Here is a 26,020-nt window from a genome sequence, read left to right as displayed (position 1 = left end):
ACGTTTGTACCTTATCTAAAAATATATTTATCTACTTATGGCTGAGGAGATAGAAGATTTTGATGCCGATCTGGCGGGTGAACAAGGAAAGGACCAGAAAACAGGCTGGTTCCGCAGGATTAAGAAAGGCATTTTAACAAAAACGTCGGAGAAGAAAGAAACACAGGAAGGTTTATGGACTAAATGTCCTGAATGTAACTATATTTCTACGTTCGCTGAACTGAAAGAGCAGTTATATGTATGCCCTAAATGCGATTATCACCATCGCCTGAACAGCTTTCAATACTACGAAGTATTATTTGACAACAACGAATACGAAGAACTTTTCACTAATATAAAAAGTAAGGACCTGCTAGGATTTACCGATCTGAAGCCTTATAAAAAAAGGCTGGAAGATATATGGTCTAATAGCAGCCTTAATGATTCGATACGTGTAGGCGTTGGCCTGGTAGACGGCGAAAAGATAGTGATTGCCTGTATGGACTTCGAATTCATTGGCGGATCGCTGGGGAGTGTTATGGGGGAGAAATTTGCCCGTGCGGTAGATTACTGTATCAAGCATAAGCTGCCTTATATGGTCATTAATAAAAGCGGCGGCGCCCGTATGATGGAAAGTGCTTTTTCGCTGATGCAAATGGCTAAAACCAGCGGTAAGTTGTCTCAATTAAGTGACGCCCAACTGCCGTATATTTCCTTACTAACCGATCCTACATTTGGCGGTGTATCTGCCTCCTTTGCTATGTTGGGAGATCTGAATATAGCAGAACCCGGAGCCCTGATAGGCTTTGCCGGGCCACGTGTTATTAAAGAAACCATTAAAAAAGACCTTCCTGAAGGTTTTCAGCGAAGCGAATTTCTTTTAGAGCATGGTTTCCTCGACTTTATTGTAAACCGTAAAGCTTTAAAAGAAAAAATCGGAACCGTTATTCGTCTTTTCAGAAATTAAAATGAGTTAACAGGTTGATATGTTTATTGGTTAAGGGTTTTCTCCTTTTAACTTTTAAACTTAAACCTCAAACTTTTAAACCTTTTCCTTGGCTTCATCCATTTCTATAAAAAACCGTTCTGCATTTCATGAGTATTTTATTGACGATACTTATGTAGCCGGGATGGTTTTGTTTGGTACAGAGGTTAAGTCGCTGCGGGAAGGCAGAGCCAGTTTTAACGATAGCTATTGTATTATTCATAAGGGTGAAATATGGATCAAAAGTCTGCACATATCTCCCTACTCGCATGGCACTGTAAATAACCACGATGCAGACAGAGATAAAAAGCTCCTGCTTCAAAAAAGAGAAATCAGGAAAATACAGGCCAAACTTAAAGAAAAAGGCTACACGCTTGTACCGCTTAAAATATTCATGAACGACCGCAACTTTATTAAGATAGAGTTAGGCTTAGGAAAAGGTAAAAAGCTGTACGATAAAAGAGAGAGCATCAAACAAAAAGATGTGGAGCGTGAAATGAAGCGTTTCTTAAAATAGTATTTCCTACCTTAGCAATACATCCGCAACAGTACAGTTGTTTTTTTATCACTTCCGGAACTTCTTACCGGTTACCCATCAACATGTACATGAAAAAACTTTTTTTCCTATTCTTCGTCATAGCTGTCCAGCTCAAGCTTCAGGCACAATTTACTGACAGCACTACCAGGTTTGTAAAACTTACCTCCGGAGGTTCTATTAATAAAACCAAAGATGGTTCCAATTACCTCTTTAATAATAATGCACAATTCAATGTTCGTAAAAAACGTACGGCATTAAATTCTGCGGCTTCCTGGATTTATGGTATGAACCCTGAAAAATTGACCAATAATGATTTCACCTTATCCAGCAATGTGAACCTGTACCGGCATTTTACAGACTTTTATTATTGGGGATTGGTGAATTACACCACCAGCTACTCGCTCAATATTAAAGCACAGGGTCAGGCAGGGATTGGCATTGCCTATAATTTTCTCAATAAACCCAATATATGGTTGAATGTGAGTAATGGTATGATTGGTGAAGCCAGCCGTATTATACAGGGAGACACAGCAATCATCAATTATCAAACGATACGTAACTCTTTAAGAGTTCAGTTTATGTTTAAGATGGGAGATCGTTTTACATTCCGCACCGGCAACTTCTTTCAACCATCGCTGGAATATATAAAAGATCATATTATTTCCAGTGATACAGAATTTACCTACCAGCTTTGGAAAGGGCTGAATCTTAATACGCGTTTGTTGTATAATAAGATCAGCCGAACAGAAAAAGAGAACCTGATATTTACTTACGGAATGGGGTATCAGAAATACTTCTAACACCCCATTCGCTATAAATTGGTTTATATTACTTTTTAATCACTTTCACTATTTTCGACACCTCTCTTTTTCCATCTTTATCAACAGTAGCCAACCTGATATAAAGTGAGCCCTCTTCATTAATTAACTCACGCTCTGATTTGGAGCAGGAAATAGCAGTGCCCGTTATAAGGGAGATACAAGCCAGTGCTATCCATGCTTTTCTTCTTTTATGTGCACCAATTCCTAATAAGAACAGACCAGACAGAACCGCCATAGCTCCGGTAGCTTTAGACAGGTTCGTTTCGAAGGTATAATCTATCGGTTCCGATGATGTTCCATGTTCTGCCTTGCTTTCTACATGCCCGATTTTGTAAAAATTGGTACCATCTATTGATCCTTCTATTTCAAAGATTAGGTTATTCTCTTCTTTTAAAGAGGTCCAGTTAATCTGTAATAGTCCATTGTGAAGAACGGCTGTAAGATTGCCAAAATTTACGCTCAACGAACCGCCGCATAATTGGCTATTTACATTAAATGTCACTACTCTTGAAACACATCCGCCAAAGCTCACTGTGCAAGTATAAGTACCATCATTAGAGGCCTGGTAGCTTGCAAAGTTTAGGGAAGCAGCAGTTGAAATGGTACCGCCCCCATTGAGCGACCAGGCGTAGGTGGCACCCGGCAATTCTTCAACTCCAAGCGTGTAAGGTTGGCCCGCACAGGGTTGTTCAGTTGTTGTCTTCGCAATAGCTGTTAGTGGCCTGATCTGTACCTCTGTTGAAGTAGTGGCTCCGCAGGCATCAGACAGTAACACATCATAAGTTTCGTTTGCTGTTAAATTATTCACAACATGGCTTGTACCTGCATCCGTTGAAATAGTGGTATAGGCTGTTTCACTCTTTTTCTTCATTCTTAAAGTAAGAGGTCCGGCGCCTACAAATTCAAAAGCTGCCAACCCTGTAGTACTTGAGGGCTCACACACCATTCCAATTTTTTTGGAAATAACCGGTGGCTGTCCGGCACCCAAAATAGTGACAGTCCTGGTGGTGTTATAGTTAGAACCGGCACAGGTATTGGTAACCAGCCCAACAACAGTATAGCTCCCAGCCGCTATATTGGCAAATGTACCGGATGCATTACTCGCTATCACCGTTCCTCCAGAATTCAATAACTGGAAAGCAACAGCTCCCGGGCTATTGGTAGTGGCTGAAGCCTGAAGGGTACCTGTTCCTCCGCAAAGCTGCGTTACACTGGCAGCAAGCGTAAAATTAAATAGATTAGTAGCGGGAACCGTAACGTTGATTTGCGTATTACATGCCACAATATTAGGCGACAGATTGGGCGTAAGCTCTAACCTGTAGTTACCGGGCGTTACATTGTTAAATATCGCTACCTGGTCGCGACGGGAAAAGTCTATTGCAGGTATTGAAGCTCCTGTTGCCACGTTTACCAGCCGAACGCTACTGTTATTCATATTGTATAAGTCAGGAATTAAACCAGTAAAGCGAACAGTAACATTTGTTGTACCTAACACATTGCTACAACCGACCTTTGTCGTTACACTTAATATAGATGGAGCTGCAGAAGGAGTAACAGCCTCACCGGTGGCAGTGCTGCCACATGCATCGGTAAAAGTATAGGTATACCTGGCTGCTGCTGGTACCGCAACATAATTTGAGCTAACATTATTAAAAGCAGTAGGTCCAAAAACTACGCCCCCGGCTGCGTTATAACCGGTAACGGAAACGTTAAACGGTGACTGACCATTGAAATTAAATCCAATCTGATTACTCGAGCCCGGCCGGCTGGAACAGCCTACCATTACATCTGCATTTACGGTTAAGCTAAAAACGGGGATGGCCCTGCAACCTGTTGTCACTTCACCGCAAGGACTGGTAATACGGTAATAATAAGACCGTGTAGTACGGTTAAAGGTAAAGTCGGCTGTAACGCTCGCGCTATTTAATGTCTTTGTTTGAGTGGCAGCACCTGAAGGAAGCCCGGGACAACCAGCTGCACTACTCTCCCATACCTCTACCCTATAGCCTGAATTAACCGGGTTCACCGTTTGATTGTTGGTGGCGTTCGTAAATGAAAAGGTTTCATTTACAGCAGCACAGGTTGGGTAGGTTGTACCGGTTACTGCATAATTTACCCTTGGCGCAGATCGTAAAAGCTGTACTGTTCGCGTTACATAATTGCCGCAATTATCTTTTACGCGTACCTGGTAAGTACCAAAAGCGGTTGGATTAAATACATTGCCGGTTCCATAGGTAAATAAGTCATCTGATGCGCCTGCATCGTTCGAAAGTAAAATAGCGTATTGAAGGGGCGTAGAACTACCTGCGCCGGTAGCAGTTATCGTTCCTCCGGGCTGAAAATTAGTACAGAGGTTACTTACAGTGGTGGTTAAAGTGGGGGCTGTATAGTTGCTACCTACTGTAACGGTAGTAGTTGTTGTGGCAGCATCGCAGCTAACTCTTACCGTGTAAGATCCGGGCTGTAAGCCTGCAAACGTTCGGGAACTCTGAATATTAGTAGTGTAGCCCGTTGTGCTTGAAATAATCTGGTAAGTTGCGGTGGCAACACCGGATACATTGGAGTTAATAGTAAAGCTTCCATTGGAAGGACAGGTAGCTGATGTTACAGATGCTGTACTTGTTGTAATTGAAGCAGGACATTGGGCATAGCTATGAATAGAAAAAGCACATAGCATCAGCCAAATAAACAGTTGTTTTTTCATGTTTAGAATATTGAGTAGATTAAGTTTAAACGTCCACTTTTGTTACTAATAACATGTGGCGAACGAGCCAAAACTATACAATCACCTATATCAATATTCTAATATGTGTTTCTATTCGTTAATTGGGGTAAATTGGCAGTTGAACTACCTTTTTTAGACGATGAAATAAACAGCAACAAGCAAAAGTTACATTTCAAACTCCAGAATGTGTTCTTTACTAAGCAAAAAATCTTCAAACATTTTCATCTTTCGGCTTTTAACCGTGATGTCAAAATAAATACAAAGCTTTTCCCCTTTTACAGACAACTTTCTTTCTTCAATTTTCACCAACATTGTTCTCATTTGGGCGATCAATTCTTTACGATTCTCTGCATTTGATTTATGCAGAGAGATCATCAGCATACGACTCACTTTATAGCTAGGGAAAAACCTGTTAACCGTACTTCCGAAATAGATAAATAAGAGAGATACTCCCAGGAAGATCAATGCCAGGTATACTTCTCCGAAACCAATTGCCATGCCCACTGCACTGGCCAGCCATATTACACTGGCAGTTGTAAGACCGCTTACATTTACACCATCTTTGAAAATGACACCGGCTCCTAAGAACCCGATGCCACTAACAATATAAGATGCAATACGGGTTGCCTCGCTATTGGGTTGCCCGACATTGTAAGAAATAATCGCAAATAGAGCAGAACCCAGTGTAATCAGAGTAATGGTTTTAAGGCCCGCTGCCTTATCCTTCATTTCCCGTTCCAGTCCAAGCACTACACCTGCCGCAAGTGCGATCAACGCTTTGTACAAGTCATTAATGTCCCAAAACTCAAACATGCGCATTTGTATTTTTTTAATATACTACGTCAAAATAATACCTCTAATCTGCAAAAAGCTCCTGCTGCGGCGATTCATTCTCTTTTGTTCCAACCCACTCCATTGACACACTTTTGTTATAGTCGGTCAGCTTCGCACCTATTGCCTTCCACCCCATCACATCTGTAACTTTAGCCAGTTTAAATTTGGCCTGACGCACCTGTTCACCCCGACCACTTTGCACCTGCAGCACGGGCTCGGCTGCTGTTGTTACGCATTCCAGGTAGTTGCCGTCTCCTTCCTTAATAAACAGGAACTTATTACGTAAGGTGGTGGTTTCTATTTTAAAACGCTTCACGTTAAACTGCAACTGCTTCATATCGGCATAAACAGCGGTAATTATACTTTCAGGGTTATAACGTTCAATCAGCAATACCTTTTCAGGATCGAACTTTTGAGTCATTTCCTGATCTGTTAATTCATAGTGCCCATCCGAGTAAATTACCAGTAACTGATCGGCAGGCTCGAACATTCCCAGGTACTGCCCTTTGTCATCCGTATTTAACCTGCCAAATTTATCATCAAACCAAAGCTTCTTACCGCTCAGGGTCGCTCTTCCCGCTTCTTTAAATTTCACTGATTTAATGGCATACTTGGTAACCTGATTACCTACGCTGCTACGCCCTTTAATGGCCAGTTCTTCAAAGTAAAAATCAAGATCCTTGATGCGTGCCGAACTATTGGGACTCAATACGATTCTAACGATCTCCGCCTCACCATTTGGGTTAACTGTAAAATAGTGAACCTTACTTTTCTCGTCGCCCTTGGTTAAATCGTATACTTTATCGCGGGTAATACCCGTTACATTAAATCTTTTGGCAAAGCTAACCCCGGTTTTACCATCTACATATATCATATTATAGGTAGTACGTTCATCATTCTTCTGGAATACGGCTACGTGAATAATGTCTTTACCAACAAAAGTTTTATCTGCAATCTTAATCACTTTCATGATCCCTCTCTTGGTAAATACAATGATATCATCGAGGTCAGAGCATTCAAACAGTAATTCGTCTTTCTTTAAACCTGTGCCGATAAATCCACCGGCGCGATCTACATACAGCTTGGTATTCGCGATCACTACGTGTTTGGCTTCGATAATCTCAAACTGCTTGATCTCTGTTCTCCTTTCACGTCCTTTACCGAATTTCTTTAAAAGATTTTCGAAATAAGCTACAGCATAATCTACCAGATTATCCAGGTCATGTTGCGTTTGCTTAATATCAGCTTCCAGGCCTTTGATCTGGTTAATCAGATCATCAATATCGGTTTTGTGAATCCGGCGAACTGGTTTGTCTGTAAGCTTCAACACATCTTCCCTTGTTACATCCCGTTTTAATTTTTTCCGGTATGGAACAAATGCTTTCTCAATATTCTCTATAACCTTCTCCCAGCTTGCTTTCCGGTCTTCCAGCTCCTGGTAAATTTTTTCTTCAAAGAAAATTTTCTCCAGAGAAGTGTAGTGCCATTTATCATTCAGCTCACCCAGTTTAATTTCCAGTTCGCGCTGTAAAAGGTTCTTGGTATTATCAACTGAAATTTTTAGTAACTCCTGAACAGAAAGGAATACGGGTTTTGGAACACCATCGTCTTTTATAATTACACAGGCATTGGGTGAAATAGATATTTCACAGTTGGTGAACTTATACAACGCATCAATAGTGATATCAGGCGAAATACCTGCCGCCAGGTCTACCTGGATCTCCACATTAGCAGCCGTGTTATCGGTAACTTTTTTGATCTTGATCTTGCCCTGATCATTAGCTTTTACAATAGATTCTATCAGCTGATCGGTAGTTACACCATAAGGCACACTTTTGATCAGAAGTGTTTTTTTATCAAATTCTTCTATATGCGCTCTTACTTTTACCTTGCCTCCTCTCTTGCCCTGGTTATAATCGGCAACGTCGATCATACCGCCGGTTTGAAAATCAGGGAACAGTTCGAACTTTTTACCTTTCAGGTATTTAATAGAAGCTTCAATTAATTCGCAAAAATTATGAGGAAGTATCTTCGTTGAGAGCCCAACAGCAATACCTTCTGCTCCCTGAGCCAGTAGCAACGGAAACTTCATGGGCAATGTAACAGGCTCATTATTGCGCCCATCGTAGCTTAACTGCCATTCAGTAGTTTTAGCATTAAAAGCCACTTCCAATGCGAATTTGCTGAGGCGTGCTTCAATGTACCTGGAGGCTGCTGCATCGTCACCCGTTTCAATATTACCCCAGTTACCCTGTGTATCAATCATCAGGTCTTTTTGCCCCATATTCACCAGGGCATCACGTATACTCATATCTCCATGCGGATGATAAGACATAGTTTGCCCAACGATATTAGCTACTTTGTGCAAACGCCCATCATCCATTTGCTTCATGGAATGCAGGATACGGCGCTGTACCGGCTTCAATCCGTCTTCAATGGCAGGCACCGCACGCTCTAATATTACATACGAGGCATAATCTAAAAACCATGTCTTAAATTGTCCCTGTATACCACTACTGTCACTATGCTCAATATTATCTACAATTTCTTCTTTCATATTACTCGTCAAAAACTTTTACCTTAATCTAAAAACTCAAATAAATATTTATATGTCGCCGCTACGCGGCTAATATTACAGCTTTATTGCCATTTATCTCTTCATTTGCCATCGGAGAGGTAGCGCCATAGGCGAGTTATATCAATAACCAGCCGTATCATCGCTCTTATGTTTACCTATCACCCCCAGATGCGTAAACGAAAATCCCTTATTATACTTTAACCCGTAACCAGCAATCCTGTCCAGCGCAGCATGCCCAAATAATACAACCCCTGCTCTCAATAGCAAATCATTGTTTAAATACATTCCTGCGAGAAAGATCAATATCGCTATTCCTTTATGATGAAAAAGATTGTACAACGCGGCGCCAACTTTATTATTGACCAGATAGCCCAACATACTAATATCGGGACCGAACAAAATCAAGATATACCAATACCAGGCTGCGTCACTATTCCATAACAAAAAAATGCCCAACAGCAGCATCACTAACTCTTCCGTTTTCAATAGCCACTTCATTACTGCCCGTTTTCATTTAATTCAGGCAATAATTCCATCTGCTTTCCGGGTCCAGGTAATTTAACATCAAAGGATTTCCAGTCTTTGTTAATATCGCCTTCCGTTACAATTCTGCCTGCTTCAATCAACGTTCTGATACGCCACATTAAAAACACATCACCTGTTTTTATCTTCATCCGGTTCAATGTGTTTTGCAACACCCTGGAAACTTTCTGCCACTCGCCTGTTATATTCTTTAGTATCTCGGCATCGTAAAAAGCATCTTCCCTGCTTACTATTTTTTTCCCCCCTTCCAGTATGCGCACCATTGCATTTTCCTGCGACAACTTGTTCCACTCGTCAGGGTCAACCTCATATTCACTTAATGTAATAGGCCTTGCCAGCTTTTTAGCTTTTAAAAATTCGGAAGGTTGAATCTCACTTAACCAGGAGGGATAAAATATCTGTCCTTTTTCATTAATAAAAGGGAGATTGTTCATGTATAATACCATCACTCTTCCCTGGAACTCTCTTAACTGCGGCATCAGCCAGTAATAACCACATACATCGTGCTGGTTTTGCCCCATCCATATCCATGCCTGCTCTTCTTCATTTTCCTGCAAGGCTTTTATCAGGTTATGTACAGTCAGCTTATCATCTACCAGGTCTGACTGTTCTTTATAGGGTGAATTCTCCAACAATTGTTTCCACCAGTCTCTCCGCTGCTGATACCCTTCGGTCTCGTAAATCTGATCAACAGGCCCCACTGCATAGTCGTCCTTTATTTGTATTACTTCACCGGCAAGCGACTCGTCGAGCTCCTGCACTTTGTGCATCAGCTCAATTTCCACCTCGTTGAATACTATATGTATCATTTGGTTTAATTAATAATTGATAAGTAAAAACTAATGATAGATCTTTCAAATACGCAAAACAGCAGTCAGAACTTTCCGCAATTTTTCCGCAGTTAAATCAACAATTAATTAACAGCGGCTTTTTCCAATTCTTCTTCCTTGTCAATCTCTACTACCAGGTTATTGATGATAAATGTTTGCCGTTCCATGGTGTTCTTACCCATATAATATTCTAACAACTGCTGTATATGATCTCCATGTTCTACACGCATTAATTGCTTACGCATGTCAGCACCTATAAACTGGCCAAACTCATCCGGACTTATTTCTCCCAAACCTTTAAAACGTGTCACCTCCGGTTTACCTGAAAGCTTCTTCAGCGCCGCTTTTTTCTCAGCTTCGCTATAACAGTAAATTCTTTCCTTTTTGTCACGAACCCTGAACAATGGCGTTTCCAGCACGTATACCTTTTCCTGTTTTACGAGGTCGGGGAAAAATTGTAAGAAGAAGGTCATGATCAACAATCGAATGTGCATGCCATCTACATCGGCATCGGTTGCAATTACAATATTATTAAACCGCAGTCCCTCCATTCCTTCTTCTATATTCAACGCATGCTGTAGCAGGTTAAACTCCTCATTTTCGTATACCACTTTTTTAGTTAAACCAAAACAGTTCAAAGGCTTGCCACGCAAGCTAAACACGGCCTGAGTTTCCACATTACGCGCTTTAGTAATCGATCCACTCGCACTATCACCCTCCGTTATAAAAATGGTGGTTTCAGCTTGCTTAGCTATGATTTCCTCTTTGTTCTTTGCTGGCGGCTCTTCGTTTAAATGGTACCGGCAATCGCGTAATTTCCGGTTATGCAGATTGGCCTTTTTAGCCCGCTCATTAGCCAGTTTCTTAATGCCGGCCAGATCTTTCCTTTCGCGCTCACTTTGTTCAATACGTTTTTTCAGCGCATCGGCAACCGCAGGATTCTTATGAAGATAGTTATCAAGTTCCCTTGATAAAAAGTCGCCCACAAACTGCCGCATACTCGGACCATTGACGTCCACGTTTTGCGAGCCGAGCTTGGTTTTGGTTTGGCTTTCAAAAACCGGCTCTACCACACGCACGCTTATAGCAGCTACAATACCCGTTCTTATATCAGAAGTTTCATAGTCCTTTTTATAAAAATCACGAATCGTTTTTACAAAACCTTCTCTAAACGCCTGTTGATGTGTACCTCCTTGCGTAGTATGTTGCCCGTTCACAAAGCTATACAGTTCCTCACCATATTCATTACCATGTGTAATGGACAATTCAATATCCTCTCCTTTCAGGTGAATGATGGGATATCTTATTTCATCGGGGTTGGTTTTGCGCTCCAACAGGTCCAGTAACCCATTGCGGCTGATATACGATTTACCATTGAAGATTATTTTCAATCCTGCATTCAGGAAGCAATAATTCCACAAAAGGTTTTCCAGGAACTCGGGGTGAAATTTAAAATTCTTGAATATGGTGTCATCAGGGATAAAAGTCACCATTGTACCGTTCGCTCCGGTAGTGCTGCTTTCTTTATGCTCTTTCGTCAGGATGCCTCTTTCAAATTCCGCCACCTTTTCCTTCTGCTCCCTGATGGAAGACACTTTGAAATAAGTACTCAATGCATTAACCGCTTTGGTACCTACCCCGTTCAACCCCACTGATTTCTGGAAAGCACGGCTGTCGTATTTGGCGCCCGTATTAATTTTACTTACTACATCTACCACTTTACCCAGTGGAATACCTCTGCCATAATCACGAACAGTTACTGTCTTTCCTTCAATCTTCAGCTCAATGGTTTTACCATGCCCCATGGTGTATTCATCAATACAGTTGTCCATTACCTCTTTCACCAGCACGTAAATACCATCGTCAGGACTACCACCATCGCCCAGTTTACCAATATACATACCCGGACGCAGCCGTATATGTTCCTTCCAGTCAAGGCTTTTTATACTATCCTCATCATAATCAGAACCCGGTGTACTAACTTTTTCCTTAGCCATTTATCATCTCCTTTTTAATAAAAATTTTATGGGGCTTCCCCGTTTCCACTCTAATCCGGCAATACCAGGCTATTCGCAGCGAATCCGCCACAGACCTACAAACCAGCATTAGGGAGTTCGCTGCTATCCCAGCCGGCAACAACCATTTAAGCAATTTTTGCAGAAAATCAACGCCTCGCGAGATAAAATGCAGTAAAATGGCCGCCGGGTGAACGTAGCGAAACACGCAAATATAATAAAACTGAAATCCCGTCGAGCCCCGACTTTTATACACAGGGTGTGAAGAAAATAAACAGGTCTATTCGAGGTCCAAATAATAAACCAGCGGGCCTCCCCAAAAGAAGGATTTAACTTCAAAAATACGCTGCACTTCAGCTATATTGTTGCCAAATTTCAGCGCAGAGTTGTTGTATTTAATCTCTATTGCCGATCCGTTAAAGCTGGCAGAGGATCCCCTATCTGGATTTAATTGTTCTAGCAGGCTGGTAATATCGACCGACCATCCGGCTGGAACCTCAAATTGGCAGGCACCATTTTTATCCCACACTCCGGCGATCTTACTACCAAATGCCGTGGCGAGGTTAGATTTTTTCAATGGCACTATCTGTCCTGCGCCGGCTATTTCAAAATTGCCTCCCCCAATACTGTCATTAACTCCTTTTATAGTAAGGATCACAGCTACAGGTTCCCTGGATTCATTCCGGATAATATACACAGGCCGGATAGAACATCCGCAAAAAACAAAAACAAGCAATAACATGCAAGAACAGGTACACAATTTTCTCATAGGGCTGTTTTTTTTATTAATACGCCCCTGCGTATAAAGTAACCTGCCATTACACGAGGATTATGGGTTTTTATTTAACTTCCGTGCAGAAAACCAATTGCATGTATACCACCCGATTTATCAGATTAAAATACCTGGTACCGAATACTGTTTACACCATTTTCATCCCCATGGTGTCCAGTTTGCTGGTATATATACTCTATGTAGTGCTGGGCTATCATAATATAGCTATTCCCCTGCTGCCCATTACATTAATAGGCACTGCCGTTTCCTTTTATGTGGGGTTTAAAAACAACTCTTCTTACGACCGTATGTGGGAAGCACGTCGCATCTGGGGTGGCATTACCAACTCCAGCAGGATGTGGGGAACCATGGTATTACAATTGATTAATGATAAAGATATCAGTACAAAGCTAATACGCCGGCATATAGCCTGGTGTAATATGCTCAGGCTGCAGCTCCGGAGAAATAAAGTATGGTCTGAAACCTACTACCAGCGCTATACCTCTCCTCTACAGAGAAATGACGAGGATAGCTTCGAACAAAAAGCCGATCGTATTTTGAATAAATACCTTACGCCTGAAGATTACGCCCAGGTAAAAAAGAAGGGTAATATAGCGAGTTATTTATTAAACATGCAAAACGCAGACTTAAAAGCCCTTAAAGCAAACGGTGTTATAGATGCTATGGAATATATGACCATGTGCAATATCATACAGGAACTTTACAATAACCAGGGCGGATGCGAACGTATTAAAAACTATCCTTTTCCCAGGCAATACGCGGTATTTAGCCGGTTGTTTGTTGATGTATTTATGTTCATTCTTCCCTTTGGGCTCATCTCCCAAATTGTTGAACTTACCCCAACAGTGCCCTGGCTGATCTTTCCTGTTTGCCTGGTAGTAGCCTGGATCTTTAACTCAATGGAGCAGGTAGGCGATTTCAGCGAGAATCCTTTTGAAAATGCGGTAACGGATGTTCCCATGTCTGCCATGTGCCGAAGCATAGCAGTTGATCTGCAGGAAATGATGGATGAGCAGGAAATACAGGAACGGCTAAAACCTATTAACGGAATTCTGATGTGATCTATTTCCGGTAATACTTTAACAGGAAATTTTGCGCGCTTAACACGTCTACTGAAGAAAAGTAAAAATCAGCAGTATTTTCTGTTACAATGCAGGAGCAGCCTGCATTCAACGCTGAGTAATATTGTAATCCATCTTCAAAATCCTTTACTTTTTTATCACAGACTGCCAATACTGCTTCGTCATTGCCACAATCAACAATTAAAACATATTGCATTAGCAATACCATTCGCGCTTTGGCTGAAACAGCGCCATGTTTTTTCTCAGCAAAATAATAGGTAATTGCTAATGCTACAGCACTGGTAACGAGTTGGTGTTTATTAGCCGTAGCCCAGCTTAGCACACGCGAAGCATAGGTAAATACAGGATATTCTTTATTCACCACTGCCACCAGTATGTTAGCATCCACAAAAATTTTCACCGATAAAACTTATTTACGGTCTTCAAAATATTTGGCTTTATCCTTTTTGGAAAGCGGCGACGTTTTATATTCAGCCGGGCCTTCAGCCACCATACTTACCCACTCTTCAATGGGTATATGTTCTATGTTTTCATGCTGCCCCGTTGCAATTACTTTCTTTAATAGCAACTCTGTAAGGCGTGATAAACTTAACCCTTGAGACTCTGCATAATCTTTTGCTTTTTTAATTACAGCAGCGTTAAAACTTAAAGTAACCTTGGCGTCCATAGCAACACTTTTATACGACAAAGATAAAAAACTTATACGTACAAATCACAACTTTAACAGAGCGTGTTCCCGTTCCCCAATAAATTGCTTACAATCAATCCGTGCAAAATAAAATTTCTATTCTAAATGCTTACCTTCATAGTAAATAGTTGTTTAGCTAACTATTTAACCTGTTTCGTTCTTGTTTTCAATCTGAATTGCTAAGTCAATATTCGAAAGCGGAAATTTTACGCCCCGTCTGAATAGCGGGCAACAGCGGAATTCAGGTGCGGTAAAAAAAAAATTGTCATTGTCATGAAACGTATCATCAAAAAAGTGGCTGTATTAGGCAGTGGTGTAATGGGCTCACGCATAGCTTGTCATTTTGCCGGGGCTGGCATTCCTGTATTGTTATTGGATATGGCGGCAGAAGGCAAGGATAGAAATAAGATTGTAAATGATGCGCTGACTGCTGCTGCGAAAAGCAATCCCTCCCCCCTTTATACGCCTGATATAGTAAAAAGAATTACTACCGGTAATTTTGATGATCATTTAAAAGATATTAGTACCTGCGACTGGGTTATCGAAGTAGTGGTAGAAAGACTGGATATTAAGCGACAACTTTTTGATAAAGTGGAACAGTTTCGTAAGCCAGGCAGTTTGATTACCAGTAACACATCGGGCATTCCTATACACCTGATGGCGGAAGGCAGAAGCGAAGATTTTAAAAAGCATTTCTGTGGAACACATTTTTTCAATCCACCCCGTTATTTACGCCTGCTGGAAATTATTCCTACCAAAGAAACCGACATTGAAGTAGTTCATTTTTTGATGGAATACGGCGACCTGATACTGGGTAAAACTACAGTACTTTGTAAAGACACGCCGGCTTTTATTGCCAATCGGATAGGAGTATACAGCATTATGTCTATCTTCTCGCTGGTAGACAAGCTGGGTCTTACTATTGACGAAGTAGAAGCGCTGACAGGGCCTATTATCGGCCGCCCCAAGTCAGCCACATTCAGAACCGCCGACGTAGTAGGCATTGACACATTGGTAAAAGTAGCCAATGGCGTTTATGATAATTGCCCTGATGATGAAGCAAAGCAGATCTTTAAAACTCCTGAATGGTTAAATAAAATAACAGCTAACAACTGGCTGGGAGATAAAACAGGCCAAGGATTCTTTAAAAAAGTAAAAACGGATAAAGGCTCAGAAATCTTAACGCTGGATTTAAAAAGCTTTGAATATAAGCCAAGGGTAAAACCCAAGTTTGCGTCGGTAGAAGCTGCTAAGCCTATCGAGGACTTAGCCAGCCGCATCAGGATGTTGGTTGCAGGCAAAGACAAGGCTGGAGATTTTTTAAAACAATTTCATTATGGCTTATTTTCTTATATCAGCCATCGCATTCCTGAAATAAGTGATGAACTCTATCGTGTAGATGATGCCATGAAAGCGGGCTTTGGCTGGGAAATAGGAGCTTTTGAAACCTGGGATTTATTGGGCGTAGCTAAAACTACCGAAGCTGTAAAAGCAGCGGGCCTCAGTGTTGCACCATGGGTAGAAGAAATGATCGCAGCAGGTCATCCGTCCTTTTATAAAGTAGAGAATGGTAAAACATTGTTTTATGATATTACCTCCAAAGGATACCTGCCAATTCCAGGGGGTAACGCATTTATTATCCTTAAAAACTATAGTGACAAAATAGTCTGGAAAAACAGTAGCTGCAAACTTTACGATATAGGTGATGACGTACTTGCCTTGCAATGGAACACTAAAATGGGAACCATTGGCGGCGACGTCTTAAGCGGCATACAAACCTCTATAGAAAAAGCCGAGAAAGATTTTAAAGGTTTGGTAATAGCCAACGATGGCGCTAATTTTTCGGCGGGCGCCAATATAGGTATGATCTTTATGCTTGCTGTAGAGCAGGAGTATGATGAGCTAGACTTTGCGATACGTGCTTTTCAAAATGCCATGATGCGGGTGCGTTATTCAAGCATACCGGTAGTGCTGGCGCCTCACGGCCTGGCATTGGGAGGTGGTTGTGAATTAAGTTTGCACAGCGACAAGATATGCGCAGCTGCTGAAACCTATACCGGGTTAGTTGAATTAGGTGTGGGAGTTATTCCAGGCGGTGGCGGATCGAAAGAGTTTGCATTGCGTGCTGCTGATGAAATGCACTCAGGTGAGCCTGAAAATATTACTTTACAAAACAGGTTCTTAACTATTGCTACAGCTAAAGTAGCCACTTCAGCTTATGAAGCTTTCAACCTGGGCATGTACAGGAAGGGACTGGATGAAGTAGTAATAAACCAGGACAGGCGTGTTGCCGAAGCAAAGCGCAGTGTTATCGACTTGTATGATGGCGGTTATACGATGCCTGTACAACGTACCGATATCAAGGTTTTAGGCCGTAGCGCATTGGGAGCGCTGCTCGCAGGAATTCATGCTATGGAGCAAGGCCAATATGCAACAGAGCATGATGCTAAAGTAGCGCGCAAGCTGGCTTATGTCATGTGCGGGGGCGATTTGAGCGAACCCACGCTGGTAAGCGAGCAATACTTATTGAACCTGGAGCGGGAAGCTTTTTTATCGCTTTGCGGTGAGAGAAAAACCCTGGAGCGTTTGCAAAGTGTTATTAAAACCGGGAAGCCGATAAGAAACTAAACAAACGGTTAAGGTAATACCGGCACACTAGTTTGTACCTTCAATTGCAGGTTCGTTTTGGAAGCCTGGCAATATCTCGTATAAGTTAAATTTAAACGAGCGGGCTCTATTGGAAAGATCGATCTTGCCACCTAACTTCGCGTCACAAAGCCAACTGCTATGAAGATATTTTGCATATTCTCTTTAATTACTTTTGTTATCTCCGGATCAATAAATGCACAAAAAGGATGGGGTATTACTGCGGGTGCAAATCTTTCGAGTATGAAAGTAAATGAAGAAACAACCGGTTATGAAGAAGCCCGCACTGAATATGATCCTGTAGTCCGGTTTCAGGCTGGAATTTTCAAAGAAATAGTAACTGCCCGAAATATTGTTATCACGCCAGGTCTTTTGTTCATAAAAAAAGGATACAAAACAAGAAGAGAAGACCAGCTTAGCGGACAACAAAGGGATTGGAGATTTAGCTACAGTCCGTCTTATATTCAGTTGCCTGTAGATATAGCTTACCGATTTCATATGGCTAATGATCAATGTTTCGATGCGGGCATTGGTCTATATGCTTCTTATGGGATTGGCGGAAGGGCTTACGAAAAAATAAAGCTGGATGGAGAAGTAGTGAAAGATGAAGATTATAAACTAGAGTTTTTAAATGAAACAAAAGTTACTCGTGGTGAATATTCCGTGACTACTACGTTTGGATATAGCCGCCCTATCGACATTGGTGGCGGCCTGGTGGCAAACTATCATTTCAACAAAAAACTTGGCATAAAACTAAATGCAGATCATTCGTTCTTCAACTTACAATCCAAAATAAACGGGAATAAACCTGTTTCAACCAGATATAACCAACAGTTACGTCTATCATTCAGTTACATCTTTTTGTAAACAGACCGGCAAAAGAGAGCTGATGAATTTTAAAAAATTGTTTAATGATATTTTATTGCAAGTCTATATGCCATCTATGAAATTTCCTCTGCTCTTTTTGTTGATTATTAGCTACTGTTCTGCATTTGCGCAAACAGGTCAATCCTCCTCAAAAGAAAAGATAGACATTACACTTACCGATGGTGGCAAAGCAGTTTTCTTTGTAGAAAATCTTTCAAAAAAAGAAGACGCTTCCATACTGGCACTTCACAAAAAGAACAGCGACAGCATCTATAGAATGTTTGGTGGCGCCACTACTACTCTTTTAGTAGGACGTACCAATGCACAATCTTTTAAATCAGTGACGAAGCTAAAAAGCTGGTATGTATATGTAAAAGATCTAAAGCATCGAACTGCAATGATCATGATTGATGGCAACACCGAACCTACCATCGAGTATGATCCTGATAAATATATCCCACTGGTCAGGAAAAAGTTCGTGGTGGAGCTTACACAGCGAAAAAGCAGCATGAAGCAGGAAAGATGGGGAGAAGAGGCAGCAGAAAGCAATCTTCAATTAAAACTGGAAACCAAATTCACACCCGACGCTTCCTATGCTGCGGCAGTGATCAGGAATGCCAATACGATGGAATATCCGCTACCCCCCTTTCCCGAAGACCCGGTAATGAAAGGCAGTTACAGTTTCGTAAGCTATACAGACAGTACACAAAAGACTGCCACCGTAAAGGCATTATACGTTTATTTGAATGACGGAACCAACCGGTTCAAATCAACCGAAATGGATTATTTAAACGGCACTAAAAACAAAATTGTATACTACTATAGTCCGTTAGGTTTGCTCGACTCTATGAAAAGCTTCACCAATGGGAAGCCGGATTATACCCTCAAATACAAATACCTGCATGACCGGTATCTTTCCTACACCAATAACAATGATAATAGCAGACGTGAATTCATCTTCAATACACTAAAACAGGTAGCCACTATAAAAGATTTTGATAGTGATAATACCATCTCTATGTATCGCAGCTTTAAGTTTGATGACAAAGGCCGCATCTTAACTGAAAGTCGCTACAAAGATTATTATACACTTGAAGGTAAAATGGAATACACTTATAATGATAGCAACTCAAAAGTATTAGCCACCTTAAAAACCTACGATAACGATAAACTCACTTATGAGTTAACCCGGCAAAAGCAAGGCAATCATTTTGTCCAAAAAAACAAATCCATATATGGATACGAAAGCTCAAGCATAGACAACTACTCAAAGGATGGCGCGGGCCTTAGTAAGAATTATACCAATGGGAAAATGAGCGGCTATTTTGTAACTCAGAAAATAGCGGATTAAAGAACACATCATGTTTACATTCAGGAAAATTTATTTCGTCTTTTTCATTATACTGTTTATTATAGAAGTGCTGATTGCACTTTACATACATGACAATTTTGTACGGCCTTATATCGGTGATGTATTAGTAGTTATACTACTTTATTGTTTTGTAAAATCCTTTATAAAACTACCGGTTACGCCGGTTGCAATTGGCGTACTGATTTTTTCATTTCTTATTGAAATACTGCAATACTGCAACATTGTAGACCGTTTGGGACTAGGGCATTCGAAACTTGCCAGAACGGTGATCGGGACCTCCTTTGCATGGGAAGATATATGGGCTTATATTGCCGGGTTCATTGTAATACTGGTTGCCGAAAGATTCGGCAACGTAAAAACAAAAGGCCGCTAACCACGATTACATCTGGTAATAGGTATTACTTTCTTCTCTTACCGGCAGGTTCGGGTCTCCTATCATCTGTCGAATATTGATCTCAATCGTAGTTGCCAAAGCCGTCATGGGTGTATCAACCGGGGTATTTTCAAAAGGATCCTGCATAATAATAGCAGTTTTCTCTATAGCAATAAACATTACCGGCAATGCGATAGACAACAAAATTTCGGGTACAATAAGGTTATCGCTCAAACCAAAAGGCAATATAAATGTGAAAGCAAAAATCAAGGTATGTAGCAACATACTGTACGAGCGGGGAAAAACTGTTTTTTTGATACGCTCACATTTACCCATCGAATCGCAAAGCCGGGCGATGGTGGTATCTAATTGTACCTGCCTGAATTCGCTGATTCTCCCCTCATCGCACCAGCGTTTTATTTGCGCTATATGCTGATCTAACAGGGCGTTGGGAATATTCTCAGCTGTTATATTATTAGAATTAATGTACGATTGAACACGGTCTGAAAAAGGTAGCTGCCTTAATGACTCGCCTAATGCATAGTTCCAGATGATTTGCCGCTCGGCAAAAACAGCTATTTCCTTTTCATTATTGTCTTTTATAAATAACTGCACCTCCCTGGTCAATGTTCTGGAATCATTGACAATAGCACCCCATACAATACGAGCTTCCCACCAGCGTTCGTATGATTGTGCAATACGAAAGGCCAGCAACAGGGATACTGCCGTGCCTACAATAGAAGGAATCGCGATAGGAAAAGTCAGTTCCTTCAGCAACCGGAAATGATCCAGCCAGCCAACCAAAATGGCAAATACACTAATTGCCAATATTTCATATCTTATCTGCTTAAGGAAGTAGGGAATAGAAATTTGCTTGTTCAGCAACATAGAATAATTATTTATAATAATCATTTTCAAAAAAAATGCCACTTCCTGCGATAGGATTATCTTTAAAGAAAAATAATAATGGGCACGGTAGAAGTTCAGACCAGCAGTATCATTTGTATTTCATCGCATATTATAACTTATGGCAATGCCGCCAGTGCAGAAATTACGAAGCAAATACGGGATGAGATAGAGGCAATGTGGAACGAGCCATCGGCTAGCATTTTTTTCAACAACAATAGTTATAAAGTTCAATTTAAAATAACAGCTGCTTATAATCCTGCAATTGAGCCCGAAGAAATACTGGCGAACGACAACCCAGTTAATAACTATTTCCGGATTGAAGAATTCGCCCACGGCAATATTTCTTTTGTAGACGGATTGGGCTGCAACACCGGTTATTTTAAACTGGAAAATTTGTATAAAGGTTCTACCACCGCGGCGCATGAATATGGACATACATTGGGATTAGAACATCCTTCGGATATGGATCTCAGAGGCAAAGGTACTCCCGGTATTATGTATCCCCGGGGCACCCTGGTAGACCCCGTCTTTCAATATGATCCAGCACAGCCGGCAGGCGCTAAAGGAGGAACGATGCATCCCATGTTCCGCAAAGTAACACAAGAGGATATTGACTTATTACAAATTCACCGCCTGGACTTCATTAATAATACGTCGATCATCGGGGATTTTAGCAGCGTGTGGCATCCCGATCATAAAGATATAGATATTGGCTTTGCGTAATCGGGTGGTGTTTGGCAACCAACTTCGTTATTTACCCTTTTCCTGCAAGTTGTAAGAGCGCCGACTTCAAGGTTGGATAGGAGAAGCTAAAACCGGCATCCTGAGTTTTTTGAGAACTAACTGTAGTGCTTTTCAGTACCTCAACTGCCATTTCACCCAGAACTGTTTTTAACGCCCATTTCGGAACAGGCATGCTGATGTAAAACTTTCCTTTCGAAATGTTTGCCAGTTCTGTTACTAATCGCCTGTTGCTAACCACCTCGGGGGCTACCGCATTGTAACTGCCATTAAACACATTTTGTTCTATAGACTCTATATATAATTGCACGAGATCCTTGATATGTATCCAGCTTACCATTTGTTTACCGGAACCTAACACTGTTGCCACTCTGAATTTTAATGGCTTTTGAAATTCCTGTAATGCACCACCCTCGTTACTCAAAACAATACCGGTACGAAGATGCACTAATCTCACTCCCATGGATCTGACAGGTTCGGTTGCTTTTTCCCATTGATAACAGGTTTCGCCCAAAAAATCCCGCGCGTATGGATCGTCTTCAACAAAAGGAGTAATATTGGGAATCGCAGGATCAGTACCATACCAGCCAATTCCGGAAGCACTTATAAGGGTTTTGACCTTATGTGCTGACCGCTGTAAAGATTGCACCAGCAGTTCACCGCTTTTAACACGGCTATCCAGAATAACCTGTTTTCTTTTATCCGTCCAGCGCTTCTCACTTATATTGGCCCCCGCCAGGTGGATGATATGATCAGCCGATGCTACTGCGGCATCATCTATTGTTTGCTTTTCAACATTCCAGTAGGCATACTGAACATTGGGATCCCTTGGACCTTTTTCACCCCGCGTCATTACAATAACATGGTACTTGTTCCGCAACAATTCTTCTACTAACACATTGCCCACTAAGCCGGTACCGCCCGTAATTAATACAGATTCCATATACTGGTTATTTAAGTAGCTCCAACAAATATTCCTTTATTTAGTTCTGAAGAAACTGGTTTAATCTTTCATTTGATTCTATGATGACAAATACCATGCAATAAAGACAGGCGCCAAAAAACCCCCGCAAAGCGGGGGTTAACAACTATAAAACTAAACCAAACTCCACGTGAATTTCCACAGGGTCTAATCTGGTTTTTTACCATCTAAAAAAGTATTGATGGTATTGATCTGACCATGATTTTGATCATCGGAAGAAACTTCAAATTTGCTATAATAACTTTCTATGTGAGAGGTATTATTTTTCAACTCCATATTACGCCTGATATAAGCAGGTACATTTTCAAACTCATCAGTAGGATCATTAGAGTTAACATTGAAAGAAAGATTGCGCAGCTTCTGAATACGCTCTAACTGCCTGCGTTTTCTCATTTCCTCTTCTTCGTAAGCATCATTCAAGGCATTGATAGTTGGCTCTACTTCTTTCTCTTTTTCCATCGCAGAAAAATTAATGGTCGTTTTTTCTACTTCAATCACTTCCTCTTTTTCATAAACGGTAAAAGGATCCTTTAAGGTCTCTTCTGCTTTTACTTCTTTAGCAGGCAAAGCTGCATCTTCTTTTGCCTCCGCATAAATATTAGCAGGTTTTGATAAATAAGTTCTCAAAGGCTCATGTCTTACCTCTTCTGTTTCATTCTGCTGTTGTTGAGGAAGTTCTTCTTTCTGCACTGAAGCAGTTGGCTCAAAAACCCTGTTTCCCGGAATAGCCGGAGAATAGAATATATCTTCAGCCTGATCGTCAACCGCTACTTCTTTCTCAATATTTTCAACATCTTTAACGAATCGGAGGTCTTCTTCACCTGAGCTCAACAAAAAAGTGTTTGTTTTTTCTTCTTCTACAACATCTTCTACTGTTGGCATGGGCGCATCCATAAAAGGAAAATCGTCTATCAATTTAGGCGCCATCGGATCCGGCTTCAGATCGATCGGCTCGTGTACTGCAGGAGCAACAGGTGCCGATGCCTGTATGGGTTGGGCTGCCGGCGCTACCACGGCTATCGCAGTTGCCTTTTCTTCAGTTACGGCTGGAGCAGAAGCTACGGGTGCCGGTACTGACGCCGCCGGATTGTCGCCGCTAAGGCGCATCACAATTTTTCCTTCAGCTGCTTCTTCTTTCTTCAGAACCGGTTTAACGAAAGGGTCTTTATTCTCAAAGCCTGTTGCGATCAATGTAATACCAATCTGATCTCCCAGCGAATTATCATATCCCAAGCCTAAGATCACATCCGTATTATCACCGGCGTGACTTAACAGGTAAGCCTGAATCACTTCTACCTCATCCATCGTAAACTCATGTTCACCCTCGGCAGAGTTGATGTTGATCAGGATCCATTTTGCACCTTTGATATCATTATCATTCAACAATGGAGAGTTTAAAGCCTCTTCAATAGCATGCTGTGCCCTATCTTCACCTCTTGCAGCTGCATTGCCTAAAATAGCACGACCTCCATTCTTCATTACCGTACACACATCCGCAAAGTCAACGTTGATCTGGCCAGTAGAATTAATTACGTCGGTAATACATTTAGCAGCAGTTGCTAATACATTATCGGCTTTTTCAAAAGCTTCCCTCATTTTCAGGTTACCATACTGATGGCGTAGTTTATCGTTGCTGATCACCAGTAAAGTATCCACGTATTGCTTTAATTGATTGATACCTTCCTCAGCTTGCTGCTGACGTTTTTTACCTTCGTAAGCAAATGGCGTAGTTACAATACCTACGGTTAACACACCCAGATCCTTACAAATTTTTGCAATGATGGGTGCACCTCCTGTACCGGTACCACCACCCATTCCGGCAGTGATAAAGGCCATTTTAGTATTTACCTCTAAGATCTTCCTTATTTCTTCTAAAGACTCTACAGTAGCCTGGCGACCGATCTCGGGATTGGCACCCGCACCTAAACCAGATGTCAACTGTGGGCCCAGCTGTATTTTATTAGGGATTTCGCTGTTGGCAATTGCCTGCGCATCCGTATTACAAATAATGAAATTTACGCCATCTATATCCTGACTGAACATGTGGTTTACAGCGTTACCGCCGCCACCTCCTACACCTATTACTTTCAGAATAGATGATTGCTCGGTTGGTAAATCAAATTGTATCATAATTTAAATTTTTAGTACGCATGGGCGTACAATTTTGAAATGGGTTAGTGAGTTGTGCAACCTTACTCCGCTTCCCCTCTCCAACCTCCATCTTTTTCTGACAGATCTGGAGAAGGGAAACAAGGCTTAAGGAAAATGAAAAACTATTAAAAGAACTGTTATAAAACTAATGGGAATAAGATCTGACTAGTGCAGCTGCTCATCGCCTTCCTCTGCAAAAATCTTAATCAGTCCGTCTTTAAACTTCCGCCAGAAACCATCGTTTAAGGTCTTTTTCGGCTTGGCTACCACTTGCGTTTCCTCCTGTTCTAATGATCCGGTCAAAGCATCTTCTACCTCAGTCTTATCATCTTTTAAGCCTTCAGGTACTTCTACGCTGATAAAGCTTTTTTCAAATACCTTCCGATTGTTCTCATAATCATCGCATCCCTTTAATATCAACCCTAAACAAGTAGAATAAGTTGGTTTTGCCAACTCCTCTATATGACCGGCAGCCAGGTGTTCATTTGGCAAACCAATACGAGCCGGCATACCCGTTACATATTCGGTAAGCTGTATCAGGTGTCTTAACTGAGATCCACCTCCTGTTAACACAATACCCCCGTTCAACTGGCGGTTATCCATACCAATTTGTTTCAAATGGTAAGTAACGAAGTCCAGTATTTCGCTCATACGAGCCTGTATAATATTGGCCAGGTTTTTAACACTGATCTCTTTGGCAGGCATGCCACGTAAACCAGGGATGGTAATATAGGCATTAGCTTTTGCCTCATTTGCCAACGCGCTACCAAACTGGGTTTTCATTTGCTCTGCCTGGCTCTTTAATACACCCAATCCTGTTTTAATATCATTCGTAATATTTTCACCAGCAAAAGGAATAACAGCGGTATGACGTAATACACCTTCTGCAAAGACAGCGATATCCGTTGTACCTCCACCAATATCTACAATTGCCACACCGGCTTCCAGGTCTTCCTGTGCCATTACTGCAGCAGCAGAAGCCAACGGCTGTAATACCAGGTCTTTTGTACGTAAGCCTGATTTTTCTACACTCCTGTTGATATTGCGGATAGCATTTTTGTCGCCTGTAATAATATGAAAGTTGGCCCCGAGCTTCACACCACTATAACCAATAGGCCTTACGATATTGGGCATATTGTCAATCGTGTATTCCTGGGGAATTACATCAATGATCTGGTCGCCTGCCGGAATATAGGTTTTATACTGTTTGCTGATCAAAAGATCTACCTCCGCCTGCGTGATCTCCTCCTCTTCCATCTCACGAACAATATCGCCACGTGTTTGAAGACTTTTAATGTGATGACCGGCGATCCCCACATATACATCATTAATGTTCAGGTTGGGGTTTAAAGAAATACAATTCTCCAGAGCCTGCCTGATCGCCTTAATCGTCTCATCAATATTTAATACCTGGCCATGCTTTACGCCATTGCTATTGGCTTTACCAAAACCAAGGATCTCCAGTTTGCCAAACTCGTTCTTGCGACCGGCAATTACCGCGATCTTGGTTGTACCAATATCAAGGCCTACAATAATGGGTTGTTCGGAATTCATAGTATATCGTTTTT

Annotated in this window: 22 protein-coding genes; 9 read left to right on the top strand and 13 right to left on the bottom strand. The window is 41.4% G+C overall.

Annotated features, from left to right (window positions below):
• Positions 1-37 precede the first annotated feature (37 nt).
• From accD to ACLOAU_RS11775, 3 genes are all read left to right on the top strand, one after another.
• Entirely contained in the window at positions 38-946 is a 909-nt protein-coding gene (gene accD / locus ACLOAU_RS11785; RefSeq protein ID WP_427862071.1) for an acetyl-CoA carboxylase, carboxyltransferase subunit beta, read from the top strand.
• Between the two features lie 88 nt (positions 947-1,034).
• Positions 1,035-1,481 carry an SsrA-binding protein SmpB gene (gene smpB / locus ACLOAU_RS11780; RefSeq protein WP_427862070.1) on the top strand — a complete coding sequence of 149 codons (447 nt, stop codon included), beginning with the start codon at positions 1,035-1,037 and terminating at the stop codon, positions 1,479-1,481.
• A gap of 89 nt (positions 1,482-1,570) precedes the next feature.
• Positions 1,571-2,302 (top strand): DUF481 domain-containing protein, encoded by a 732-nt coding sequence (locus tag ACLOAU_RS11775; protein WP_427862069.1) that lies wholly within the window; start codon positions 1,571-1,573, stop codon positions 2,300-2,302.
• Between the two features lie 28 nt (positions 2,303-2,330).
• On the opposite strand, the gene ACLOAU_RS11770 is transcribed toward ACLOAU_RS11775, so the two are convergent.
• The 7 genes from ACLOAU_RS11770 to ACLOAU_RS11740 form a co-directional block, all read right to left on the bottom strand.
• The gene (locus ACLOAU_RS11770) at positions 2,331-5,027 is read right to left on the bottom strand and encodes a hypothetical protein (RefSeq protein ID WP_427862068.1); all 2,697 of its coding nucleotides are present in this window, start codon (positions 5,025-5,027) and stop codon (positions 2,331-2,333) included.
• A gap of 186 nt (positions 5,028-5,213) precedes the next feature.
• On the bottom strand, positions 5,214-5,867 hold the full coding sequence (locus ACLOAU_RS11765) for an MgtC/SapB family protein (RefSeq protein WP_427862067.1): 654 nt from the start codon (positions 5,865-5,867) through the stop codon (positions 5,214-5,216).
• Between the two features lie 37 nt (positions 5,868-5,904).
• Positions 5,905-8,439, bottom strand: coding sequence for a DNA gyrase/topoisomerase IV subunit A (locus ACLOAU_RS11760; RefSeq protein ID WP_427862066.1), 2,535 nt, complete (start codon positions 8,437-8,439; stop codon positions 5,905-5,907).
• Positions 8,440-8,580: 141 nt separating this feature from the next.
• Complete coding sequence (locus ACLOAU_RS11755; RefSeq protein WP_427862065.1) at positions 8,581-8,958, bottom strand: DUF4260 domain-containing protein; 378 nt, start codon at positions 8,956-8,958, stop codon at positions 8,581-8,583.
• Complete coding sequence (locus ACLOAU_RS11750) at positions 8,958-9,812, bottom strand: DUF1835 domain-containing protein (RefSeq protein ID WP_427862064.1); 855 nt, start codon at positions 9,810-9,812, stop codon at positions 8,958-8,960. Before ACLOAU_RS11750 ends, ACLOAU_RS11755 begins: the two co-directional genes overlap by 1 nt.
• Positions 9,813-9,916: 104 nt before the next feature.
• Positions 9,917-11,830, bottom strand: a complete 1,914-nt coding sequence (locus ACLOAU_RS11745; protein WP_427862063.1) for a DNA topoisomerase IV subunit B — start codon at positions 11,828-11,830, stop codon at positions 9,917-9,919.
• A gap of 298 nt (positions 11,831-12,128) precedes the next feature.
• Positions 12,129-12,617 carry a hypothetical protein gene (locus tag ACLOAU_RS11740; protein ID WP_427862062.1) on the bottom strand — a complete coding sequence of 163 codons (489 nt, stop codon included), beginning with the start codon at positions 12,615-12,617 and terminating at the stop codon, positions 12,129-12,131.
• Positions 12,618-12,718: 101 nt separating this feature from the next.
• Here ACLOAU_RS11740 and ACLOAU_RS11735 point away from each other — a divergent pair, with 101 nt between their 5' ends.
• Positions 12,719-13,702, top strand: coding sequence for a bestrophin family protein (locus tag ACLOAU_RS11735; protein ID WP_427862061.1), 984 nt, complete (start codon positions 12,719-12,721; stop codon positions 13,700-13,702).
• A gap of 1 nt (position 13,703) precedes the next feature.
• Here ACLOAU_RS11735 and ACLOAU_RS11730 read toward each other — a convergent pair whose 3' ends face one another.
• Together ACLOAU_RS11730 and ACLOAU_RS11725 are read right to left on the bottom strand one after the other, a co-directional pair.
• Positions 13,704-14,123, bottom strand: a complete 420-nt coding sequence (locus ACLOAU_RS11730; RefSeq protein WP_427862060.1) for a type II toxin-antitoxin system VapC family toxin — start codon at positions 14,121-14,123, stop codon at positions 13,704-13,706.
• 9 nt (positions 14,124-14,132) lie between these two features.
• On the bottom strand, positions 14,133-14,390 hold the full coding sequence (locus ACLOAU_RS11725; RefSeq protein WP_427862059.1) for a DUF6364 family protein: 258 nt from the start codon (positions 14,388-14,390) through the stop codon (positions 14,133-14,135).
• 294 nt (positions 14,391-14,684) lie between these two features.
• Here ACLOAU_RS11725 and ACLOAU_RS11720 point away from each other — a divergent pair, with 294 nt between their 5' ends.
• The 4 genes from ACLOAU_RS11720 (at position 14,685) to ACLOAU_RS11705 (ending at position 19,669) form a co-directional block, all read left to right on the top strand.
• Positions 14,685-17,039 (top strand): 3-hydroxyacyl-CoA dehydrogenase/enoyl-CoA hydratase family protein, encoded by a 2,355-nt coding sequence (locus tag ACLOAU_RS11720; protein ID WP_427862058.1) that lies wholly within the window; start codon positions 14,685-14,687, stop codon positions 17,037-17,039.
• A 159-nt stretch (positions 17,040-17,198) separates the two neighbouring features.
• Positions 17,199-17,924: an outer membrane beta-barrel protein gene (locus tag ACLOAU_RS11715; RefSeq protein WP_427862057.1), complete on the top strand. Its 726-nt coding sequence runs from the start codon at positions 17,199-17,201 to the stop codon at positions 17,922-17,924.
• A gap of 76 nt (positions 17,925-18,000) precedes the next feature.
• A complete protein-coding gene (locus ACLOAU_RS11710; RefSeq protein ID WP_427862056.1) occupies positions 18,001-19,275 on the top strand; it encodes a hypothetical protein in 1,275 nt (424 codons plus the stop codon).
• Between the two features lie 10 nt (positions 19,276-19,285).
• Entirely contained in the window at positions 19,286-19,669 is a 384-nt protein-coding gene (locus ACLOAU_RS11705; RefSeq protein WP_427862055.1) for a ribosomal maturation YjgA family protein, read from the top strand.
• 6 nt (positions 19,670-19,675) lie between these two features.
• Here ACLOAU_RS11705 and ACLOAU_RS11700 read toward each other — a convergent pair whose 3' ends face one another.
• Complete coding sequence (locus ACLOAU_RS11700; RefSeq protein WP_427862054.1) at positions 19,676-20,557, bottom strand: bestrophin family protein; 882 nt, start codon at positions 20,555-20,557, stop codon at positions 19,676-19,678.
• A 78-nt stretch (positions 20,558-20,635) separates the two neighbouring features.
• Here ACLOAU_RS11700 and ACLOAU_RS11695 point away from each other — a divergent pair, with 78 nt between their 5' ends.
• A complete protein-coding gene (locus ACLOAU_RS11695; protein WP_427862053.1) occupies positions 20,636-21,301 on the top strand; it encodes a zinc metalloprotease in 666 nt (221 codons plus the stop codon).
• Positions 21,302-21,332: 31 nt separating this feature from the next.
• Here the strand turns inward: ACLOAU_RS11695 and ACLOAU_RS11690 are convergent, their stop codons facing one another.
• The 3 genes from ACLOAU_RS11690 to ftsA all read right to left on the bottom strand — a co-directional run bounded on the left by ACLOAU_RS11690 (position 21,333) and on the right by ftsA (position 26,006).
• On the bottom strand, positions 21,333-22,262 hold the full coding sequence (locus tag ACLOAU_RS11690) for a TIGR01777 family oxidoreductase (protein WP_427862052.1): 930 nt from the start codon (positions 22,260-22,262) through the stop codon (positions 21,333-21,335).
• Positions 22,263-22,448: 186 nt separating this feature from the next.
• Positions 22,449-24,431 (bottom strand): cell division protein FtsZ, encoded by a 1,983-nt coding sequence (ftsZ, locus tag ACLOAU_RS11685; RefSeq protein ID WP_427862051.1) that lies wholly within the window; start codon positions 24,429-24,431, stop codon positions 22,449-22,451.
• Positions 24,432-24,617: 186 nt separating this feature from the next.
• On the bottom strand, positions 24,618-26,006 hold the full coding sequence (gene ftsA / locus ACLOAU_RS11680) for a cell division protein FtsA (protein ID WP_427862050.1): 1,389 nt from the start codon (positions 26,004-26,006) through the stop codon (positions 24,618-24,620).
• Positions 26,007-26,020: the final 14 nt, after the last annotated feature.

Source organism: Paraniabella aurantiaca, assembly GCF_050309965.1.
Lineage (GTDB): Bacteria > Bacteroidota > Bacteroidia > Chitinophagales > Chitinophagaceae > Niabella.
Note: the sequence above shows the minus strand (reverse complement) of the source record. Positions and strands in the feature narration are given on the sequence as shown.

Bases quoted from the DNA above. Each gene is read 5' to 3' on its own strand.
- ACLOAU_RS11720 (WP_427862058.1), top strand. From the start codon at position 14,685: ATGAAACGTATCATCAAAAAAGTGGCTGTATTAGGCAGTGGTGTAATG.
- ACLOAU_RS11760 (WP_427862066.1), bottom strand. From the start codon at position 8,439: ATGAAAGAAGAAATTGTAGATAATATTGAGCATAGTGACAGTAGTGGT.
- ACLOAU_RS11740 (WP_427862062.1), bottom strand. From the start codon at position 12,617: ATGAGAAAATTGTGTACCTGTTCTTGCATGTTATTGCTTGTTTTTGTT.
- ACLOAU_RS11765 (WP_427862067.1), bottom strand. From the start codon at position 5,867: ATGCGCATGTTTGAGTTTTGGGACATTAATGACTTGTACAAAGCGTTG.
- ACLOAU_RS11770 (WP_427862068.1), bottom strand. From the start codon at position 5,027: ATGAAAAAACAACTGTTTATTTGGCTGATGCTATGTGCTTTTTCTATT.
- ACLOAU_RS11775 (WP_427862069.1), top strand. From the start codon at position 1,571: ATGAAAAAACTTTTTTTCCTATTCTTCGTCATAGCTGTCCAGCTCAAG.
- accD (WP_427862071.1), top strand. From the start codon at position 38: ATGGCTGAGGAGATAGAAGATTTTGATGCCGATCTGGCGGGTGAACAA.
- ACLOAU_RS11690 (WP_427862052.1), bottom strand. From the start codon at position 22,262: ATGGAATCTGTATTAATTACGGGCGGTACCGGCTTAGTGGGCAATGTG.
- ACLOAU_RS11695 (WP_427862053.1), top strand. From the start codon at position 20,636: ATGGGCACGGTAGAAGTTCAGACCAGCAGTATCATTTGTATTTCATCG.
- ACLOAU_RS11735 (WP_427862061.1), top strand. From the start codon at position 12,719: ATGTATACCACCCGATTTATCAGATTAAAATACCTGGTACCGAATACT.
- ACLOAU_RS11705 (WP_427862055.1), top strand. From the start codon at position 19,286: ATGTTTACATTCAGGAAAATTTATTTCGTCTTTTTCATTATACTGTTT.
- ACLOAU_RS11755 (WP_427862065.1), bottom strand. From the start codon at position 8,958: ATGAAGTGGCTATTGAAAACGGAAGAGTTAGTGATGCTGCTGTTGGGC.
- ftsA (WP_427862050.1), bottom strand. From the start codon at position 26,006: ATGAATTCCGAACAACCCATTATTGTAGGCCTTGATATTGGTACAACC.
- ACLOAU_RS11710 (WP_427862056.1), top strand. From the start codon at position 18,001: ATGAAATTTCCTCTGCTCTTTTTGTTGATTATTAGCTACTGTTCTGCA.
- ACLOAU_RS11700 (WP_427862054.1), bottom strand. From the start codon at position 20,557: ATGTTGCTGAACAAGCAAATTTCTATTCCCTACTTCCTTAAGCAGATA.
- ACLOAU_RS11750 (WP_427862064.1), bottom strand. From the start codon at position 9,812: ATGATACATATAGTATTCAACGAGGTGGAAATTGAGCTGATGCACAAA.
- ACLOAU_RS11725 (WP_427862059.1), bottom strand. From the start codon at position 14,390: ATGGACGCCAAGGTTACTTTAAGTTTTAACGCTGCTGTAATTAAAAAA.
- ftsZ (WP_427862051.1), bottom strand. From the start codon at position 24,431: ATGATACAATTTGATTTACCAACCGAGCAATCATCTATTCTGAAAGTA.
- ACLOAU_RS11745 (WP_427862063.1), bottom strand. From the start codon at position 11,830: ATGGCTAAGGAAAAAGTTAGTACACCGGGTTCTGATTATGATGAGGAT.
- ACLOAU_RS11715 (WP_427862057.1), top strand. From the start codon at position 17,199: ATGAAGATATTTTGCATATTCTCTTTAATTACTTTTGTTATCTCCGGA.